We start from the raw sequence: 18,597 nt of genomic DNA, 5'->3' as shown, positions 1-18,597 counted from the left end.
TTGCTCATATTTTGAGAAGGGGTCGTTTCGACCTATGCGCGGCGGCATTCTGGTTCTCGCGGCCATTTTTTCCTTGTTTCTCGCGTTGCCGTCCCACGCGGCAAGCCGGGTCGCCCTCGTGATCGGCATGTCGAACTATCAGCAGGTCCCGAAGCTCTCCAATCCGGCGCGTGATGCGGCCGCGATGGCCGGGCTGTTCCGTCAGGCCGGCTTCGAAATCGTGGACGGCGAACAGGATCTCGGGATCGCCGACCTCAGGCGGGTGGTCCGCGAGTTCGCGGAAAAGTCGCGGGATGCCGACGTCGCCGTCGTCTACTACGCCGGTCACGGCATCGAGATGGACGGCAACAATTATCTGATCCCGGCCGACGCGAAATTGCTGAGCGATTTCGATGTCCAGGACGAGACCATGTCGCTGGATCGCGTGCTCAAGGCGATCGAGCCCGCGAGGCGTCTCAAGCTCATCATCCTGGACGCCTGTCGCGACAATCCTTTCGCGAAATCGATGAAGCGCGCGATCGCGACGCGCGCCATCGGCCGGGGCCTTGCCGAGATCGAGCCGGCCAACTCGGATACGCTGATCGCGTTCGCTGCCAAGGCGGGCGCGGTCGCCAGCGATGGCGACGGGCAGAACAGCCCGTTTGCCACGGCACTGCTCAAGCATTTGACCGAGCCCGGACTCGATCTTCGCCTCGCGTTCGGCCGTGTCCGCGACGACGTGCTGAAGAGCACGGGCAATCGCCAGGAGCCGTTCGTGTACGGCTCGCTCGGCGGCGACACCATGGCGCTGGTGCCGCAGAAGGCCGATCCCGATGCTCAGGCCAAGGTGGACTACGAGCTCGCGGCGCAGATCGGCACGAAGGACGCCTGGGACACGTTTCTTGCTCGTCACACCGCCGGGTATTTCGCTGACCTCGCGCGGGCGCAGACCAAGAAGATTGGAGCCGCCCAGGACGTCAGGACAAAGGCCGATGAGGCGAAGCGCGACGCCGAGGCCCAGGCGGCGCTGAAGGCGGAGGCCTACCGCAAGCAGCTCGAGGAACAGAGCGCGCGCGAAACGGCTCAGGCCAAGCAACGGTTGTCCGAGCAGTCCCGGAAGGAGCTCGACGAGCAACGTCGCCAGATCGCCGAGCAAGCTCGCCAGCAATTGGACGAGGCGCAAAAGCAGCTCGAAGAGAGCAGGCAGCAGGCCGAGCTGGCACGACAGCAGCTGGAGGAGGCCAGGCGCCAGGGCGCGGCGGAAGCCAAGGCCCAGGTTCAGAGCAATGCGCCGGGCGAGAAGGTCGCTGCGCTGGACCCGGCCCAGCCGGCAACTCAACCGGCGCCGGCCGCTCCGAGCGCGCCGGCGCTGCAGATGGATCCATCGGATATCGCGCGCCTGCTGCAGGCGCATTTGAAACGGGTCGGCTGCATCACGGGGTCGCCCGACGGCATCTGGGATGACAGCTCGCGCAAAGCGCTCGAGCTCTTCAACAAGAACGCAGGGACGAAGTTCGACGTCAAGCTGGCCAGTCTCGATGCGCTGAACGTCGTGCGCAGCAAGCCGGATCGGGTTTGTCCTCTGATCTGCGGCAAGAACCAGAAGGCCGATGGCGATCGCTGCGTCCAGATCGCCTGCCGCGCCGGCTACGTCATGACCTCGAGCGGCGAGTGCGAGAAGAGACCCGAACCGGCGCCCGCCCCGCGCGCTGCTGCCCGGCACGAATCCTCGGCTCCAACCCCACGCGCCGGCGGCGGCAAATGCTTCAGCTTCAACGGCAAGACGTATTGCGAGTGATGTGAGGCGGGTGCGGGAACAGGCCGGTTGAGGGCACGTCACCGTGATTCAATGAAGAACATGAATTGCCGTGTCCGCGTCTCGCGGCGCTTCGATCGTTATCTAAGGCCGCCGTTGCTGCCGCCCGGCATCAACGAGGGTCATGGCGAGTAATCCGATGAAATGCAACCAAAAGGAATTGACGGAAAGTTGTGCGCCGATGCTGTGAACTCCTTCACAGCGCTTGCGCGGGCCAAACCTAAACTATCGTCGGCGCAATGAAGCGCCAATTCGGATAGGGAATTTGGTCATGGCAATTTCATACACCATGCCGTCTTCTGTTCGCAGTTACGACGGCTTGATTATTTTCGGCTACATAGCGTTCGCCGTAGTGATACTTGCGGCAATCTATTTCGCATCAGGCGGTCCAAGCTTCACCGATGCTGATCTGTCGGCGATGGCGATGATGCCTTGATGCGTTCGGCATTTTGGACATTTTCGAGCGCGCTTGTCCTGGCCGTCGTCATTTGGATTCTCGTCGGGTCGCCAGAGGCGGACGCGACAAGCGTGCTTCCCATCATTGCGAGATTGCGCTGAGCCGTTGTGAGAGGCCGCCAACTCAGGCGGCCTTAATTCATCTTGCGGCGGAGCTTGTCGGCTATCTCACGTTGGTCGTCGGCATGCTCCTTGACGACCTTTCGCGCCTCCTCGGTGCGGGCCTTGTCTTCCGCTTCGCGTTCCTGGCTTGCTTACGCTGATCGAGCTGCAGCCCTGCCTCCTGGACTCGCAATTCGGCAACAGGTTCGGTTATGCCGTATCGAGCAATTTTGTCGGTGATGCGGGATAGCATCGCCCGCACCGCGATCCTGTCACCGTCATCCGGAAACAGCGCTGTCTCACAGGGCGTCACGATTCCCTGACGAACGTGTGAGCCGGCGCAGTAAGCCATTTCACACGCGAAAAGCGCGAGCGTCTGCAAAATCGGCGAGCGTTTTCTTCCGTCCACGAACTGCTCTCGTCGAGAGCGAAGAATGTTTGGATCAAATTATTCTGGTGAGCTCATGAGTATCGATCGCGCAACCGACCGCAATGATTCTTCGACCCTCTCCAATGCTGGACGCGCCGGATCAAGGGTCACGAAAGTGCTGATTTTCTCCTCGTGCCTGGTGGTCAACCTCATCGCGATGACCGGTGTCGCATCGGCTCACGTGAAGTGGTTCGTGCCATGCGTCGTCTCCGACGATCCGCTGCCCCTTCAGGCGGTATTGACGACGAAGTTCTTTCTGTTCGCGGCGCTGTTCCTTGCGCTGTTCTATCTCGCTTGCGCGGCCGAGCAGACCAGGTTCGGCGCCATGGTCTTGCGAATCCTGGATCTCTTGACCGAGCCCCTGCGTCATCGCGTCGACGATCTTTTGCGTGCGGCCGCTGCGGTCTTCTTTGCCTTGCTGTGGGCTCATGGCGGGCTCATTCTCACCCCGGAGCTCGAAGCAAACAGTATCTGGCTCTCGGCCATTCAGTTGCTGATCCCGCTCTTCCTGGGCGCGCGGGCCACGCTCCCGGCAGCAGGGGCCGGCATCATGCTGCTCTATGTCTATGGTGCCGCCAGCTATGGCCTGTTCCACATGCTGGACTACCCGGTCTTTCCGGGGCTCGCGGTCTGGTTCGCGCTGTCGCTGTCGCGCAATGCCAGACTGCTTGCGGTTCGGTCTGATGTCCTGCGCTGGAGCGTCGCCCTGTCCCTGTTATGGCCGGCGATGGAGAAATTTGTGTACCCGGCCTGGGTCGCGCCGATCGCGGTCGCTCATCCGGAACTGACCCTGGGCTTCGATGTCCCGACTGTCGTGACCGCTGCAGGGGTCGTGGAATTCGGCCTGGCCTTCGCGCTGTTCTGGACACCGTTGGTCCGGCGTCTCGCCGCGCTCGCTCTGGCGCTGGTGCTGACCGCCGCAACTCTCGATTTCGGCAAGGTGGACGGCATCGGTCATTTGATGATGATCGCCATCCTTGTCGCGGTGTTCGCCGTTCCGGACGGCAGACCAGCCCGCTGTCGTCCCGCGCTCGCACCTGTTATCAGCGGCATGGCCTTGTCGGCCACGCTCCTTCTCTATACCGGCGCTCACACGCTCTCCTACACATCCTTGACCACCCCGATCGCGCCGCTCGCGGGTGGTACGGCATTGCTGCTCCTCGTCTTCCTTTGCCTGCGCCGGTTCGGGCAAGCTCCGGGCAACACGCGCCACGAGAGCGGGCAGGATCGCGAGCGCCAAGTCTCAAGCCAAGTCTCGAGTCAAATCCCGAACGAGGTCTCGCTGCGCGCAAGCATCCTGGCGGCGTCCACGGACGCTGCGCCGGAAGTCGCGGTCGGCAGTGTCGCACTGACGGCTGTCGTGTTGATCGCGTTCCTGGGCCTGCGCGGCCATGAGCTGCAAGTGCCCCCCTCGGCCGCAAGCGCACCACCCCGGCAGCAGCACTCGGACATGAGCACGTCGGGAATTATCCGGACGACCTAGGATGCCATGCTCCCAACCCCCGCGCGTGTGGCAAGCATCGCCGGTGAAGAGCACCGGACCCGTCGGTGTGCGGGCGAGATAGGAGACATGGGGGCGGGCTGTTTCCTCCAAGAGGCCACAATTTTGGTCAAAGAGATGCAACCTCGAATGATGAAGGACTTTTTTCTCCTCCCATGGAAAAGTCTGATCCCGCCGCACCTTGTGACAAGGGAAATCCGAAATCATGACCATGGACCGTGGAACTGCCGACGCCGGCAAGGTGGGCGATAGGGCTCTGTCCGGACTTCAGTCGCGGCTTCTCGACCGCCGGGCGTTTCTGTTCGGCTCCGCTGCTGGTCTCGCCGCACTGGGCCTGGGCGGTTGCGCCTCCGACTACATGAGCCTGGCCGAAGCGGAGAAAGTCTACGGGCCCGTGCCGAACGAGAAATTCCCGATCCCTGGGGTCGATGTCAGCAAGGTCGATCCGAAATATTTTCGCAAGACAGTGCGCTACGACAGCAATGAGGCGCCCGGTACGATCATCGTCGATCCCGGCAAATACTATGTTTACCGCATCGAGGGCGAGGGAAGCGCGACCCGCTATGGCGCCAATGTCGGCCGCGATGGTTTCAGGTGGAATGGGGACGCTTACGTCGGGCGCAAAGCCGAATGGCCGACCTGGACGCCACCCAAGGAGATGATCGCGCGCCAGCCGGAGGCGGGCAAATATGCTCGCGGCATGCCGGGAGGTCTCGACAATCCTCTCGGTGCTCGCGTGCTCTACCTCTATCAAAATGGGGTTTACACGCTCTACACGATCTACAGCACCAGCGCCCCCGAAACGATCGGGAACGGCATTACGAGCGGCTGTACCGGCCTCCTCAGCCAGGACATGATCGACCTCTATTCGCGAACGCCCGTCAATACGAAGGTGGTCGTGTTGCCGGCCTAGGCAACCGCGTCGGCCGCCGGTCCATGCGCCGCGAAGGGTCACTGTCCCGTCAATTCATATTTGACCTCGCGGCGAAAGCGCTCCAGCGAGCCGTCCGCCTTCATCTGCTTCAGAACCGTGGCCAGGTGAACCGCCAGCTCGGCATGTTTCCTGTGCAGATAGGGATGAAGCGCGATCGCATCGCCGAACGTTGCGAGCTGACGAACCGAGGTGACATTCCTGAACTCGGGCAGATACAACGCGTTCAGGACCGCGCCGTCCAGCTCGCAATAGAAGTCGACACGGCCAGCCAATAGCATCTGCAACCCAAGCTCCGTCGTCGCCACGTCGGTCAGGCGGTCGCTTGGCAGCGCCAGGGACAAGGCGTTTTGGCACTGCTCGACACCACGTCGGTAGATCCCGGTCCAGCCCGTCGCGGCCAGATCTTCGAGGCGTGGCAGGTTGAGAGCCGGATTGCTCACCCACAGCCCGAACACGACCTGGTAGATCGGCTCCTCGACCCGCACCTGGTCAGGGTGCGCATCCGCATAGCCAAAAACACGGACGAACTGGCCATCGACCGTCCCGGCATCCGCCATCGCGGTCATGCGCGCCGTCGGCATCAACGTCACCTCGATCGGAACACCGAGGCGCCTGAACGCCTCCGCATAGACCCGCCGCTGCCATTGGCCCTCGTAAGTGGTGTCCGGCTGGTTCGTGGCCATGACCAGCGGCTTGACCGGCTCCGAGCGGAGGCGCGCAGGCATCACGGCAAACCATGCGAGCACAGCCGCGATCAGCAGATTCTGCATGGACCTGTGCGGACGATCACGACCTCGCGCATTCCTCCCGACAGATTCTGTGACGGCGCGGAAGTGCCTGTTGGGTCGGGCCATGGCGATACAATTCGCGATGACGAAATAATGTCGCTGATTTGGCCGACCTGTCAAAACGTTTTTGCAGAGCTACGGTGACGGTGCTGGCCTGCACTGGACGAGACCGATCGCGCAAACTGGATTTCGTTGCTTGTGAAGGCCGAGGCAGCGCCAGCACGCGGGTGGGCACCCCTATACTACCGCGCCGCCTCCTGCTTGGCGCGGGCGACCATTTGGGTGGGATCGACGAAACGCAGCGCGATCAGGAGCCAGAACAGCGTGGTGATCATGTAGACGACGGCCATTGCGTCGATCGACTGGCCGGCTCTCACGCCGGCGGCATAGACGGCGTAGTATAGCGCGACGACCAGTGTCTGACTGTCGGGCCCTGCCGTAAAGAAGGTCAATTCGAACATCGCAATCGTGCGTACCAACACCAGCAGCAGCGCAGCCAGGATGCCCGGCGCGAGCAGCGGAACGAGCACGTAGACGAACAGCCGGCCTGTCCCGGCACCGAACACACGGGCTGCGGCTTCGATCCGCGGGTCGACCTGCTCGATGAAGGGGATCATCACCAGGATCACGAAAGGCACGGTCGGCACGAGGTTGGCGATGATGACGCCCCAAATCGTCCCACCGGCACCGAGCTGATAGAGCACGGTCGCGAGCGGAATGCCGAACGTGATCGGGGGAATCATCAGGGGGAGCAGGAACAACAGGATGACGAGTTGCTTGCCGGGGAAGTTGCGGCGGGCCAGGGAATAGGCTGCGGGCACGCCGAACAGTGCCGATAGCAGCACGACAGCGCCAACGACCTGGAAGGTCGTCGTCAAGACATCAGCGAGTTGGAATTCGTCCCAGGCTGAGCGATACCAGCGGGTCGTAAAGCCGGCCGGCAGCCACGTTCCGAGCCACCGTGTGCCGAAGGAGTTGATCACGACGGTCGCAATCATCGCCATGAAGTTGACGATGAAGAAGAGAACGCCCGCCCAGATCGCCGCGGCCCACAGCCGCTCGGAGATGGTCTTGTCCTGGCCCATTGTCTTGTCGTTCCTCTAGCCCTTTCCGCCGCCCGCCGCACCACGGTAGAACAGGCTGCGCCCGGCGAGCGCCAGCAGGACGACGGCGAGTTGCACGAAGCCCATGATCATTGCGATCGCCGAGGCCATGGAGGCGTCGTACTGCTCGTACGCCGCCTGATACGCCGCGATCGAGATCACCCTTGTGTCACCGGCCGGCGCGCCAAGCAGCACCGCGGATGGAAACACCGAAAAGGTCTGAACGAAAGAGAGGCAGAAGTTGACGGCGAGGCCCTGTACCAGCAGCGGCAGCACGATATGGCGGAAGCGCGCCCGCGCCCCGGCCCCGAGCGTGGCGGCGGCCTGTTCGAGAGAGGCGTCGATCCCGGTGATATAGGAGAGCGTCAGCAGAAAGGTGAAGGGGAAGCCGGACAGGATCAGCGAGAGCATCACGCCGGTGTAGTTGTGCACCAGCCGCAGCGGCGTGCTGATCACGCCGAACAGCATCAATGTGCGATTGAGCCAGCCCTGCGGGCCGAGATAATTGAGCAGGCCCTCGGCGATCAGCACCGTGCCGAGCGTGATCGGGATGACGAGGATTGTCGTCAGCAGCCGGCGGCGGTGCATCTTGCGCACGCGGAGCGCGACCGGAATCGAAATCAGGACGTTGATGATCGTCGCCGGCAGCGCGAGCCGCAACGTTGCGTAGATCGTGTCGTAGAGAAACGGGTCGGAGAAGAACTTTCTGTAGTTGGCGAGGAAGTCTCCGGCGCGCGGCTTGAACGACAGCACCAGACCATAGAGGAACGGATAGGCGAAGAGACCAAGCACAAACAGCACCGCTGGCACCACCAGGAGGGTGACACCGTCGATATCATGGAGCGCGAGCCGGACGCGCCAGGGAGTCCGGTCTTGAGCGCTCTCCTGCGGTGCGCGCGCCAGTCGATCGGCGGTGTGGGTCATGATGATGCCCCCGCGTAGATCAAGACACGGGTCGGATCGGCCGCCAAAAGCACCTTCTCGCCCTTCCGTAGCGGCTGCTGCGAGCAGAAATAGAGCTCGGTGCCGTCGCTGGCGCGTCCGGAGCAGTAGAAATCGCGCCCGTGGTACTGCGCGCTCTCCACGATCGCGGCGACCGGCCCGTCGCTGGCGGGCCTGAGATCGTCGGGCCGAACGGCGACGATCGCCTGATCGGCGGGGCACTGTTCGATGGCCACGCCTTTGAGCACCGCGCCGCCGACGGATACGTGGATGCCATCGGCGCCGCTGCCCTCGAGCACGCGCGCGGGCAGCAAGTTGCGATAGCCCATGAACTCCGCGACATCGGCATGCGCCGGGCGGGCGTAGAGCTCCGGCGGCGTGCCGACCTGGCGCACCGTGCCGTCGCGCATGACCACGATGCGGTCGGCCATCGAGAGTGCCTCCTCCTGGTCATGGGTGACATAGATGGTGGCAGAGCCGATCAGGTCGTGGATGCGGCGGATCTCCGCGCGCATCTCGAGTCGAAGCTTGGCATCGAGGTTGGACAGCGGCTCGTCCATCAAAACCAGCGGCGGCTCGATCACGATGGCGCGCGCGATCGCGACGCGTTGCTGCTGGCCGCCCGAAAGCTGGCCCGGAAGCTTGTCGCCCTGCTGGTTGAGCCGGACGATGGCAAGCGCCTCCTCGACCTTGCGCGCGATCTCCTCCTTCGGCTTGCCTTGCATGGCGAGACCGAAACCAATATTGCGGCGGACCGTCATGTGCGGAAACAGCGCATAGTTCTGGAACACCATGCCGAAGCCGCGCTCTTCCGGCTTCAGCCGGTCGATCCGGGTCTGGTCGAGCCAAATGCTGCCGCCGGTCAGCGTGAGCAGGCCGGCGAGGCAGTTGAGTGCGGTCGACTTGCCGCATCCGGAGGGGCCGAGCAGGGCGATGAACTCGCCCCGCTTGATGCTCAGGCTGACGCTCTTGAGCGCGTTCAGCGTGCCAAAGCTGCGATTCAGGTCCTCGAGCCGGAGCTCGCGGAAGTCACGTCCTGCAATCGGCATGTATCAAGAAACTCCAGGGAGCACCGGGCTGATCTCATCGGACGGCTGCAAGGGCAGCCACCGGGCGTCATTTCTTCTTTTGCGTACCGATCTGCTCATCCCAACGGCTGAAGGCGTAGACGAGTTTGTCGGGTGTCAGCGGCAGCTCCTGCGGGTTGCCGGTGATTGCGGCCTCGTATTCCGGACGACCGAATTCCTTGATGACGTCCTGGCTGTCCTGCGGCGCCATCGCCAGCGTGACGTCCTTCACGGCCGGTCCCGGATAGAAATAGCCGGTGTCATAGGTGGTGGCCTGCGCATCCTTGCCGAGCAGATAGTTGATGAGATCGAGCAGCACCGCGAGCTTGTCGGGGCCGACGCCCTTGGGGATGCAGAGATAGTGGGCGTCGAGAACCCAGTGGAAGCCTTTCAGGAAGAACACCTTCGCTTCCTTCGGCACGACGCCGAGCGCGCGCGGGTTGATGTCCCAGCCCATCTGCGAGGGGATCATGTCGCGCGATCCTTCGCCGAGCTCCTTCATCACCGGGCCCGTGCCGGCGGGATAGTATTCGACGTATTGCCCAAGCTCTTTGAGGTACGACCACGTCTTGTCCCAGCCGTCCTTCGGATCCTTCGGGTCCTTGTCCCCGAGGATGTAGGGAAGCCCCATCATGAAGACGCGGCCGGGACCAGAATTGGCGGGACGGGCGTACATGAAGCGGTTGGGATTGGCCTTGGCCCAGGCCAGCAGTTCCTCGGCCGTCCCCGGCACCTGCTTCACCTTCTCCGGCATGTATTCCATCACCGGACCTGCGGGACAGAACACGATGCATACGCCCTGGTTTGCCGCGAGCCCCTGCATGGCGCGCGCGCCCGGCAGATAGATATCGCCGAGTTTCGGCAGCTTGTCGGCATAGTCGGTCACGGTCGGAATCCAGAGGTTCTGGTCGACTCCCGCCGAGAGCGCATCGATGCCGGTCAGCACGCCGTCGATGTCGACCCGGCCGGCGTCCTGTTGCGCCTTGATCTTGCCGGGCAGCTCAGGAGCCGGGGCTTTGGTGAATGTGATCTTCGAGACCAGCTTGGGATTCTTGGCGCGGTAGGCCTCGATCGCTTTCTGGGTCAAAGCCAGGTTGCCGGCGACGTCGACGATGTTCAGGGACACCGGCGAGGACGGCAGCGGGGGAGACGCCGCGAAGGCGCGGGCGTTGATGGCGAACGAGCCGGCGAGGCCCGCGACGACGCTGCGGCGAGTGGGTGCAAATGTCATGGCCGTTCTCTCTCCCTCTTGGATTGGCGCGCGACGTCTTGCGCGATGTTCACGGTTAGTCGTTGGCTTGTACTTTTCGCGGCCTCTTCCGGGCTGCTTGATCGAGTGCTTCGCGCCGGGGCTGCGGATTGCCGTCCGCCTCGGCGAAATAGTCGTGCTTCTCACCCCTGAGAATCTCGATGGTCTTCAGGATTCCCCGCATGTGGGTCCGCATCGCTTCCAGCGCACCGTTGCGATCGCGGGCGCAGAGCCGGTCGATGATGAGGGCGTGCTGGGCGACGACGGAGGGCTGCTTGCGCAGGATGGTGATGGCGAGATAGCGCACGCGATCCATCTGTGCTTTGGCGCCTGCCACAAACTGCCAGGCTGTCGGATGACCGGCGATCGAAAAGATGTGGGCATGCATGGCCTCGTCGGCGCGGAAAAAACCCTCGTCATCGCCGCTCCGCTGGAGGGCGCGCTGGCGATCCAGAAGCGCTTTCAGGTCGTCGGCCTGCCTGGAGTCCATTTGCGCAACCGCCTTTTCCACCGCGGCGCATTCGAGGGTTTCGCGCACGAATTGGCTGTCCAACACCTCGGTGAGTTTGATTGGTCCGACGAACGAGCCGTATTGCGGGAAGATCTCGACGAGGCCTTCGTCGGCGAGTTTGATCATGGCCTCGCGGATTGGCGTTCGCGATACCCCGAAACGATGAACCAGCTCCTGCTCGCTGAGGCTGGCGCGTGGCGACAGCCGACCGCACACGATGTCGCGGCGCAGGACGGCATGGACCTGCTCTGCGATGGTATTGCGCCTCATCAGGACCGCGCCGGCCTCGCCGGGCGTGGAGCTGTTCGGACGGCCGTCCTGGCGGCCGCGATCGCGCGCCGTGCGTCGCTCCAGGCTTTCCTCCCACCTTAGTATTGAAACACTAGTATATTAGCATCGCGCGCACCGTCAACTCCGTCGCGCACACGTTGATTGGGCCGGACATTGACTCGACCCTTGCTGGATCAGGCCTTTGCCCGATGGCGACTTTGACCAGCAGTGCACTTGACTGAGCCTTCGGGCCGCGGAAGCGGCGTGGGTATAGGGTGCATTGTCACCGCAATCTGGACGTTGTCACGGCTCGACCGCCCCGCCTCGCTTGCGTGCCGGCGCTCCCTCGAGCGGGCGGTCACCATCCCCGGCGAGTTCGGCAAACACGCGGCGAAGGTTGCCGTCACAGTTCCGCAGCATGGTCTCGGCATCAACCCTGTCGACGCCCAACGCCAGAAGGCTTGCCGTCTTGATGTCTCCCTTGGCCTGCTCGAGCGCGCGTGCCGCGTGCGGAGATTCGCAGTGCGCGATCTGCGCCACCATGGCCTCGGCGCGCCGCTTCAGCTTGGCATTGGTCGGTTGCATGTTCACCATCAGGCCGCGGTAGACCCGGCCAAGGCGCAGCATGATCCCTGACGAGATCAGGTTGAGAACGATCTTCTGCGCGGTGCCGGCCTTCATCCGCGTCGAGCCGGCGACCAGCTCACGGCCGGTCTCGACCAGGATCGGAAAATTTGCCGCTGCCAGCAGTGCGGTGCCGGGATTGTTGGCGACACTGATCGTCACTGCACCGAAAGAGCCTGCCCGTTGCAGCGCCGCGACCGTGAATGGCGTCGTTCCGCTGGCGGCAACCGCGATCACCACGTCGTGCGGTGTGAGTCGTGCCGCATTGATCTGCGCGACCGCGTCATCGACATCGTCCTCCGCGCCCTCGATGCTGGTGATGAACGCGCTGTCTCCGCCGGCGACGATGAAGCGGACGCGGTCGTTGGGCCAGGCGAAGGTCGGCGTCAGCTCGGCGCCGTCCTGGACCGCCACGCGGCCCGAAGTTCCGGCGCCGACATACACGATGCGTCCGTGATCGCCCAGCGCCGCCTTCGCCGCTTCCGTCGCCGCAGTGATCGCGGGAAGGGCACGGCCGATCGCCGCGACTGCCGCGAGCTGGCCCTCCCACATCGCTTCCATCGCCGAATTCAGCGGCCACGCATCAAGATCGGCAAAGCGGGGATCGACCTCTTCTGTGGCCACATCGTTGATCCCAGCCTCAGTCGCGGAATTTCCGAGCCTGCTCATGGTCGGCCTCTCTCCTGCGCTGGTCCGAGCCGTCCTCGCGCCGGCCCGGGCTCGCTTCATCAAGCACTCTGCCGCTTTCGATCCGGGACCGACGGCGAGTTCCGTCGCCGTCAACGCGGAGATGCGCGGGATTACGGTGACAGTGCACTCAATAACTCCATCCGCATCGGTTAAGTGCACTGTCACCGTAACTTGAATGCTAGCAGAAGAACGGACTGTTCTTCCCCATCACCGCTTGTCCACCGGCTGCGTCAGAAACGACTGCTGCCCTTAACGGACGATCTCGATTGTCGTGTTCAACCGTCCTTGCGCCTGAATCAATTCGAAGAGGGAGCGGGCGTTATCTGGGCTCAACCTGATGCAGCCGTGGGAGACTGGTTGGCCAAGACTGCGGACTTCGGAGGTGCCGTGGATCGCGTATCCGGTGTGAAAGAAGACCGAATATGGCATTGGCGTATAGTCGTAGAGCTTGGAATAATGCATCCGTTCAAGAGAATAGGGCGTGTAAGTTCCAACGGGCGTTCGGTAACCGCGCCGCGCGGTCGATACCGGCCAAGTAGCAAATTGGGCGCCATCCACCGTGACGCTCATCGTCTGATTCGAAAGCTGAATTCGAACAGTGATTGCTGCGAGCGCGCCGTCGGAGGCTGCGGCTGAAAGCAGAATGCAGAGTCCGACGATCAGAGTCGTCGCAAATCGTGTAACCAAATGGATCATCGGCGTCTCGGGCCATGCAAAAGCCCGGCGGTCGATGGCGGCTGCCGGGCGAATTGCAACTATGCTTCGGTACTCAGATGGCAACCTTTTCGCAGATCCGGATCGGCCACCTTTGATCTCCCTCAAGCCGGCGCACCCGGTGGATTAAGGGGCCGCCTGTTTGATCTCCCTCAACAAGACCAGTCTCTCAGGCGGCTTGACTGCGTCCCGCGTACAGCCGCCCTGTACGCGTCCCCCAAGTGGCCGCCGAGGACGCCCCCACCTCGGCGGCATTCTTGCGCTTTCCAGCGAAGCTCGGTCCCGCGGGCAGCGGCCACCACAATTGATCGGGATCAATCCGCTATTCCGCCGCGACACCTAGGTTTGCCGCACAAATGGGGAAACAGCGTAATGTACCGGTATGTCGCCCGCGCGAATGTCGATCATTATCTTGGACTTCTTCAGATCGATGATATTCTGCCTCACAATCGCTCGGTGATCACAAAGCTGCTGGTCGAGGAGGAAGACAAGCTGGGTCACGATCTGGAGCGGCTTGAATTCGCCGAGACGCGCGCCGCAGCGAGCCGGGATCGCATGAACCGGCAACGAAACTTGCGCGACAGTTTTATTGATGGCTCGTCAGAGCGCGCACAGGCAGACCGGCTGCTGGTAAACCTCGAAGCCCTCCACCAGTTGCTGGATGGCTTCTGTCACCAGATGCGACACAGGGTCAACGCCTGCAGCCTCTAGGGGCCCGTGCCTCCGGAAAACCCCTTAAGCAAATTACCCAAATTTCGAGAGCCGGTCTCCTCTGCTACGATTACAAGAAGCAACAGTGGAGGCTCCCATGATCATAACGTTGCTTGCTTTGATGAGCGGTGGTCTAATTGGCGCCCACGTCTGGGATCTCTATCAGGACGCAAAAGCGGTAGCGGTGCGGACGAGGACCGGGCGCTTCTGATGCAGATCAAGGCGGATATGGTCGTGACGCTCCAGCTCCGCGACCAAAGACCTGATGCGGCCCCGGGATCGGCTTGGACTTTGGGCCGCGGTTGCCGTTGAAGGTGCGCCGTCCGCTGCGTGACAGCCCTATGGCTTACAGATCGGCACGACTGGAAGCTGTTGCTTGGGCAGCAGATAGACCCGCTTAACCTCGCACGTCGAGACGAAGCTGGTGATGTGTCCCGTCGAAACCACGACCGAACCATGCGGCGGAAGCGGCTTGCTGAGCCTGCAATAGCCGGTGGCCGGGCCGGGGAAGCCAAACGACCATTGCCAGATCGAGTTGGCCGGAGCCGTTCCGGGCCCCTCGTTGAGGAACTTCAAGGTCCCCTCGTACGGCGGAAGTACGACACAGGACATTTTGACAGTTAAGGGTGGCACTTGACCTGCTTGTGCAAGCGGCACGCGGGATGTCAGCAGAAGCGCTGCCGCGCAGACAGACGCGATCAGACGGAGGTTGACCATGCGAACGCTCCTAGGTGGGGCCGACACTGGATGACGCGAACGGGCCTCATCGATTTGCTGCACCGAATTGGATGGAAGCGACATCTGCCCAGAAGAACGATGCTTCAACGCTAACCGTCGTCAGGCAACGAGCATTGATACACATCAAGCCTTGGTGCGGCCCGACGAGCCAAGGACAGTCGGCTTTTCGGGTCCATATCGGGCCGTCTATTGGATTACGGTGACGTGCATTTAATTCAGGAGCTTTTGAGTTTGTCCCGAAAAGACCGCCGGGCATTAAGTGGGGCGTCAGCGCAGCCCGGTGCCTTTGCAGCGCTGGCACTTCACCACCTTGTCGCCCTTCTTGAGTAGGCCTTTGCCCTCACAGTTCTTGCATTTCTGCTTCTTCTTGATGTTCGGGCCTTTTTCACTGGTCATGAAATTTCTCCTGCCGCGAGAGGGGCGGTCTTGCGCGGGCATCCAGCGCCGGAACAGCCTGATGGCGCCGGGACATTCGATCCCGCCGATCATTGGCCGGAGAACGCAAATCGTCTAGGGTCATCGCCGAGTTTTGCCCTGTCAATCGGAATGACCGGAGAGCGATGAGCAAGTCCATGAAATCAGGAGGAAAGGTTCTGTTGGCCGCGATTGCGGTCAGCGCCGGCCTGCTCCTCAACACCTACGTCGCGATGGCGCAGGAGAAGCAACCACTTTCGCCTGCGCAAATCGCGCAGATCGTGAAGAGCGCTGACCGCACTGCGGCAGATCGAACCAACGATCAGCGCCGCAAGCCCGAGCAGATGCTGGGCTTCATCGGGATTCGCCCCGGCATCGTCGCGCTCGATATCAGCGCGGCTGGTGGTTACACCACGGAACTGCTTGCGCGTGCGATCGGTCCCGCCGGCAAGGTTTACGGTCAAAGCCGGCCGCGTAATCCGAACCAGGTCCCGCCGTCCCCGGCCGCGCCGGAGGGCAACAGCAACCCGACCGCCGCGCCCGCTGCGGCGACTGCAGCGCCCCCAACCGCGCCTCGTCCCTCGTCCGTCGCCCTTGCCGAACGTGACAACGCTCTCCGAAGCAACGGCGTCCAGGCCGCTCCCATCGTTGCGCTCTCCCGACCGTTTGAAGACCCTGTTTCACCCGAGCTCGCGGATGCGCGCCTCGATCTCGTGACATTGATGTTCAACTATCACGACCTCGGACACCTCGGCGTGGACCGTGCGGCGATGAACAAGGCGATCTTCCGCGCGCTCAAGTCGGGAGGCGTCTATGTCGTCGCCGATCATTCGGGGCGACCGGGCACCGGCATCTCCGAATCCGGCACGCTGCATCGCATCGAAGAAGCATTTCTTCGGCAGGAAGTTGAGGCGGCCGGCTTCAGGCTGGCCGACGAAGGAAACTTCCTGCGCAATCCGAACGATCCCAGAGACAAGAATACGCCCGACCCGCCCCAACCCAAGGACGAGTTCGTGCTCAAGTTCATGAAGCCTTGAATGCGGCTGGGCGAAAGTCGGATTACGGAGACAATGCACTTGATTGATAACGAGTGCGGCAATTCAGGCACCGGCAATCACAACGGTGGCAAGGCGTGACGTGTGCCTGGAGAGAATAGCTTAATTTAGCGCACTGTCACCGCAATCCAGAATTAATCGAAGCCGGTATGTCTGCGAAGACCAGGCCAGGTATTGCTGGGCGCTCTTGGCTACTTGCCGGATGTGTATCGGTGGCGCAGGATACCCGTGGCTCAGGGGGCTAAGGTCGCGTTGATTGGCGATAGTCTTGCTGTACCGATCTACGACAACGGCGCCTTCATCGACGTCCTTTTAGTCGACGACGCCTTTGATACTGAAACGGTTGCTGGCCGCGCTGTGTGGCTGGGAACGATACCTTGCCGCAAGCCGGTTCGTCTCCACGCCCGGCCCGTTGATTGGCTCGAAGCGGGCTGCACCGGGGTCTGCCATATCGCGCTGGTCTCTCGTGACGGACTCAGACAGTTGCGCAAGGCGAGGGTGATCGAATGCAATGATATTGGTGCGGCGCTGGAGGCTTGGGACTTCGGATTCGGTGGTGACGAACGCAAGCTGGGCCGGTTCGAGATTGATGACGTTCCGTCATCCATCGCCGAATACGTTGACGTAAACGCGCGCGTTCAAGCGTGGGGGGTGCTTTCGCGTGCAACTTAGTGAGCTATATCCCCAAATGCTGGCCAACATTGACGCGCGGCGCGAACGGTATGTTGCGGAGTTGCGACAAACAGTAGCCAACGACAACAAAAGGACGTTGCAAGTGCCGAACGGCGCTTTGAGAGAACGCTTTGACGTTACTTGGTTCGACGACGTCGGCGCGTCTGTCGTCAAGGAATGGGTGATCAAAGACTTCCTAGGCGCTGGCGAATTCTCCCTGTTCGTTGCCAAGCCCGGCACCGGTAAGAGCGTTCTACTCTGCGATATCGGGTGCCATATTGCGGCTGGTGTAGACTGGCACGGTCGGAAAGTGAAACAGGGTTTGATTGTCTTCTTTGCGGCTGAACGTAAGGGGCTGACAGAACGGCGCGTCGCAGCTTGGCGAAAGAAGCACGGCTTGTCCGGAATTCCGTTCGCGGTGGTCGGCGGTAAGCTGGATTTAACTGGCGGGCTCATCGACGCGAAGGTGCTTGGAGCGGCGATCAAAGCGCTTGAGGCCAAGTGCGGGCACCAATGCGCTCTTATCGTCGTCGACACAGTAACGCGGACCTTTGGCGGCGGCGATCAGAACGCGTCCAAGGATATGCAGCGCTACGTCCAGTCGGTCGACGAACTCCACCGGGCGACCGGCGCTCACGTCGCTGCAGTCCATCATTCAGGATGGGAAGGAGACCGGGGCAAAGGTGCTATCGATCTTGACGGTGCTATTGACGTGTCATTTGGGGTGACCGCGTCGGGCAAGTCGTTCGTCTTGGAATGTACGGGCGCGAACGACGGAGACGAAGGCGTGATAGCGGCCTTCCGGCTCGAGTCTGTGTCGCTGGGCTTTGACTCGGACGGTAACGAGACGACGGCGCCTGTTGTCGTGCCGACGAAGGTTACCCCTGCCAGCCTCACGGCATCGACGGATGATGGGCTGAATCTGAGGGGGAATACTGCCAAGGCATTTGAGTCCTTGCGAGCCGTCTTGGAGGAGGATGGAGGCGAACCCGGGCCCGTCGACCTGGGTTACCCGGATGGTATCCCGACCCTACCGCGTGACGCTTGGCGCGACAGGTTCTACGCAGACATTCTGGCCAAGGAGCCAGCCCTAGACGCTGAGACGCTTAGGCAGCGCTTTCACCGGGCTTCTGGCAGGCTGGTGGAGGCGGGCAATGTGGGCGCGATGGGGGACCGGGTTTGGCTATCGTGACATTTTCGATGTCGCGCGTGACATGTCACGGATGTCACGGCCCATCTTAGCGTGACGTGACGTGACAGGGGTATATACCCTGTCACGGATGTCACGCTGTGGGGAGGATTCTAGAGAAAGGAAAAGCCCCTAGGGCGGTTGTCATGGCCCTAGAACGGGCTGGCGAGGCCGGTGGTGAGTTTGAGGACCTTGGGCAGAATTGGGTAAAGTCCTGCAGCTAACGCGCTGTGACCTGCACCGTCGGCTAGATAACGGTTAGATTCTGGCCGGGATGTCGGCCGGGCGACGTCAATACTTTGGCGGGTTTTCGAGTACCCAGCCATCGCCGTCACGGTGGGCGGGAAGGTAAATTCCATCTTTCCTGAGAACCCCAACCAACCGGACAGTTTCCGAAGGCTCTGGCGGCACAACATCCTCCGGCTTCCTGTCATTGTATAAGGTGGCAAATTCATCATCGGATACTTCGCGTTCCGGATACTGTTCGCGGTCGAAAAAAACGACGCCCTCCTGCTGGAAGTTGATCGCATAGCAGGGGCCCACGACGGGCGAACAGGGAAGATAGAACTTTCTGATGAACGGGTCCTTCTGTAAGCGCTAAGCCGGCACCCTCGGTTCGACGTTAGATTAGATGTGCGAAGA

The 18,597-nt window shown here is 62.1% G+C and carries 18 protein-coding genes; 8 read left to right on the top strand and 10 right to left on the bottom strand.

Annotation, left to right across the window (positions count from 1 at the left end; genetic code table 11):
• The first annotated feature begins 34 nt into the window (after positions 1-34).
• The 4 genes from Q0687_RS27200 to Q0687_RS27185 all read left to right on the top strand — a co-directional run bounded on the left by Q0687_RS27200 (position 35) and on the right by Q0687_RS27185 (position 5,197).
• Positions 35-1,777 carry a caspase family protein gene (locus tag Q0687_RS27200; RefSeq protein ID WP_298883940.1) on the top strand — a complete coding sequence of 581 codons (1,743 nt, stop codon included), beginning with the start codon at positions 35-37 and terminating at the stop codon, positions 1,775-1,777.
• Positions 1,778-2,066: 289 nt separating this feature from the next.
• Positions 2,067-2,231, top strand: coding sequence for a hypothetical protein (locus Q0687_RS27195; protein ID WP_298883938.1), 165 nt, complete (start codon positions 2,067-2,069; stop codon positions 2,229-2,231).
• Positions 2,232-2,922: 691 nt separating this feature from the next.
• Entirely contained in the window at positions 2,923-4,266 is a 1,344-nt protein-coding gene (locus tag Q0687_RS27190) for a hypothetical protein (protein WP_298883936.1), read from the top strand.
• 223 nt (positions 4,267-4,489) lie between these two features.
• Positions 4,490-5,197, top strand: coding sequence for a L,D-transpeptidase (locus Q0687_RS27185; RefSeq protein WP_298883933.1), 708 nt, complete (start codon positions 4,490-4,492; stop codon positions 5,195-5,197).
• A 38-nt stretch (positions 5,198-5,235) separates the two neighbouring features.
• Here the strand turns inward: Q0687_RS27185 and Q0687_RS27180 are convergent, their stop codons facing one another.
• The 8 genes from Q0687_RS27180 to Q0687_RS27145 form a co-directional block, all read right to left on the bottom strand.
• Positions 5,236-5,988 carry a hypothetical protein gene (locus Q0687_RS27180; RefSeq protein ID WP_298883932.1) on the bottom strand — a complete coding sequence of 251 codons (753 nt, stop codon included), beginning with the start codon at positions 5,986-5,988 and terminating at the stop codon, positions 5,236-5,238.
• Positions 5,989-6,248: 260 nt separating this feature from the next.
• Positions 6,249-7,091, bottom strand: coding sequence for an ABC transporter permease subunit (locus Q0687_RS27175; protein ID WP_298883931.1), 843 nt, complete (start codon positions 7,089-7,091; stop codon positions 6,249-6,251).
• A 15-nt stretch (positions 7,092-7,106) separates the two neighbouring features.
• Entirely contained in the window at positions 7,107-8,033 is a 927-nt protein-coding gene (locus Q0687_RS27170) for a sugar ABC transporter permease (protein WP_298883929.1), read from the bottom strand.
• Positions 8,030-9,100 (bottom strand): ABC transporter ATP-binding protein, encoded by a 1,071-nt coding sequence (locus Q0687_RS27165; protein WP_298883928.1) that lies wholly within the window; start codon positions 9,098-9,100, stop codon positions 8,030-8,032. The genes Q0687_RS27170 and Q0687_RS27165 overlap by 4 nt, the downstream gene beginning before the upstream one ends.
• A gap of 67 nt (positions 9,101-9,167) precedes the next feature.
• The gene (locus tag Q0687_RS27160) at positions 9,168-10,349 is read right to left on the bottom strand and encodes an extracellular solute-binding protein (protein ID WP_298883925.1); all 1,182 of its coding nucleotides are present in this window, start codon (positions 10,347-10,349) and stop codon (positions 9,168-9,170) included.
• A gap of 55 nt (positions 10,350-10,404) precedes the next feature.
• Positions 10,405-11,148: a GntR family transcriptional regulator gene (locus Q0687_RS27155; protein WP_298883924.1), complete on the bottom strand. Its 744-nt coding sequence runs from the start codon at positions 11,146-11,148 to the stop codon at positions 10,405-10,407.
• Between the two features lie 303 nt (positions 11,149-11,451).
• Positions 11,452-12,441, bottom strand: a complete 990-nt coding sequence (locus tag Q0687_RS27150; RefSeq protein ID WP_298883921.1) for an N-acetylmuramic acid 6-phosphate etherase — start codon at positions 12,439-12,441, stop codon at positions 11,452-11,454.
• 270 nt (positions 12,442-12,711) lie between these two features.
• On the bottom strand, positions 12,712-13,158 hold the full coding sequence (locus Q0687_RS27145) for a L,D-transpeptidase (protein WP_298883918.1): 447 nt from the start codon (positions 13,156-13,158) through the stop codon (positions 12,712-12,714).
• Positions 13,159-13,548: 390 nt separating this feature from the next.
• Between Q0687_RS27145 and Q0687_RS27140 the strand changes: the two genes are divergently transcribed.
• Positions 13,549-13,887, top strand: a complete 339-nt coding sequence (locus tag Q0687_RS27140; RefSeq protein ID WP_298883916.1) for a hypothetical protein — start codon at positions 13,549-13,551, stop codon at positions 13,885-13,887.
• Between the two features lie 339 nt (positions 13,888-14,226).
• Here the strand turns inward: Q0687_RS27140 and Q0687_RS27135 are convergent, their stop codons facing one another.
• On the bottom strand, positions 14,227-14,463 hold the full coding sequence (locus tag Q0687_RS27135) for a hypothetical protein (RefSeq protein WP_298883913.1): 237 nt from the start codon (positions 14,461-14,463) through the stop codon (positions 14,227-14,229).
• A gap of 429 nt (positions 14,464-14,892) precedes the next feature.
• Positions 14,893-15,021, bottom strand: coding sequence for a hypothetical protein (locus Q0687_RS27130; protein WP_256466938.1), 129 nt, complete (start codon positions 15,019-15,021; stop codon positions 14,893-14,895).
• Positions 15,022-15,197: 176 nt separating this feature from the next.
• Between Q0687_RS27130 and Q0687_RS27125 the strand changes: the two genes are divergently transcribed.
• The 3 genes from Q0687_RS27125 (at position 15,198) to Q0687_RS27115 (ending at position 17,958) form a co-directional block, all read left to right on the top strand.
• On the top strand, positions 15,198-16,076 hold the full coding sequence (locus Q0687_RS27125) for a methyltransferase (RefSeq protein ID WP_298883905.1): 879 nt from the start codon (positions 15,198-15,200) through the stop codon (positions 16,074-16,076).
• A 246-nt stretch (positions 16,077-16,322) separates the two neighbouring features.
• Positions 16,323-16,766: a hypothetical protein gene (locus Q0687_RS27120; RefSeq protein ID WP_298883901.1), complete on the top strand. Its 444-nt coding sequence runs from the start codon at positions 16,323-16,325 to the stop codon at positions 16,764-16,766.
• 16 nt (positions 16,767-16,782) lie between these two features.
• The gene (locus tag Q0687_RS27115; protein ID WP_298883899.1) at positions 16,783-17,958 is read left to right on the top strand and encodes an AAA family ATPase; all 1,176 of its coding nucleotides are present in this window, start codon (positions 16,783-16,785) and stop codon (positions 17,956-17,958) included.
• Positions 17,959-18,597: the final 639 nt, after the last annotated feature.

The organism is uncultured Bradyrhizobium sp., assembly GCF_936928535.1.
Classification (GTDB): Bacteria; Pseudomonadota; Alphaproteobacteria; order Rhizobiales; family Xanthobacteraceae; genus Bradyrhizobium.
The sequence above is the reverse complement of the archived record's forward strand: the minus strand, read 5'-3'. Positions and strand labels throughout refer to the sequence as shown.

Bases quoted from the DNA above. Each gene is read 5' to 3' on its own strand.
- Q0687_RS27200 (WP_298883940.1), top strand. From the start codon at position 35: ATGCGCGGCGGCATTCTGGTTCTCGCGGCCATTTTTTCCTTGTTTCTC.
- Q0687_RS27195 (WP_298883938.1), top strand. From the start codon at position 2,067: ATGGCAATTTCATACACCATGCCGTCTTCTGTTCGCAGTTACGACGGC.
- Q0687_RS27185 (WP_298883933.1), top strand. From the start codon at position 4,490: ATGACCATGGACCGTGGAACTGCCGACGCCGGCAAGGTGGGCGATAGG.
- Q0687_RS27180 (WP_298883932.1), bottom strand. From the start codon at position 5,988: ATGCAGAATCTGCTGATCGCGGCTGTGCTCGCATGGTTTGCCGTGATG.
- Q0687_RS27175 (WP_298883931.1), bottom strand. From the start codon at position 7,091: ATGGGCCAGGACAAGACCATCTCCGAGCGGCTGTGGGCCGCGGCGATC.
- Q0687_RS27170 (WP_298883929.1), bottom strand. From the start codon at position 8,033: ATGACCCACACCGCCGATCGACTGGCGCGCGCACCGCAGGAGAGCGCT.
- Q0687_RS27165 (WP_298883928.1), bottom strand. From the start codon at position 9,100: ATGCCGATTGCAGGACGTGACTTCCGCGAGCTCCGGCTCGAGGACCTG.
- Q0687_RS27160 (WP_298883925.1), bottom strand. From the start codon at position 10,349: ATGACATTTGCACCCACTCGCCGCAGCGTCGTCGCGGGCCTCGCCGGC.
- Q0687_RS27155 (WP_298883924.1), bottom strand. From the start codon at position 11,148: ATGAGGCGCAATACCATCGCAGAGCAGGTCCATGCCGTCCTGCGCCGC.
- Q0687_RS27150 (WP_298883921.1), bottom strand. From the start codon at position 12,441: ATGAGCAGGCTCGGAAATTCCGCGACTGAGGCTGGGATCAACGATGTG.
- Q0687_RS27145 (WP_298883918.1), bottom strand. From the start codon at position 13,158: ATGATCCATTTGGTTACACGATTTGCGACGACTCTGATCGTCGGACTC.
- Q0687_RS27140 (WP_298883916.1), top strand. From the start codon at position 13,549: ATGTACCGGTATGTCGCCCGCGCGAATGTCGATCATTATCTTGGACTT.
- Q0687_RS27130 (WP_256466938.1), bottom strand. From the start codon at position 15,021: ATGACCAGTGAAAAAGGCCCGAACATCAAGAAGAAGCAGAAATGCAAG.
- Q0687_RS27125 (WP_298883905.1), top strand. From the start codon at position 15,198: ATGAAATCAGGAGGAAAGGTTCTGTTGGCCGCGATTGCGGTCAGCGCC.
- Q0687_RS27115 (WP_298883899.1), top strand. From the start codon at position 16,783: ATGCTGGCCAACATTGACGCGCGGCGCGAACGGTATGTTGCGGAGTTG.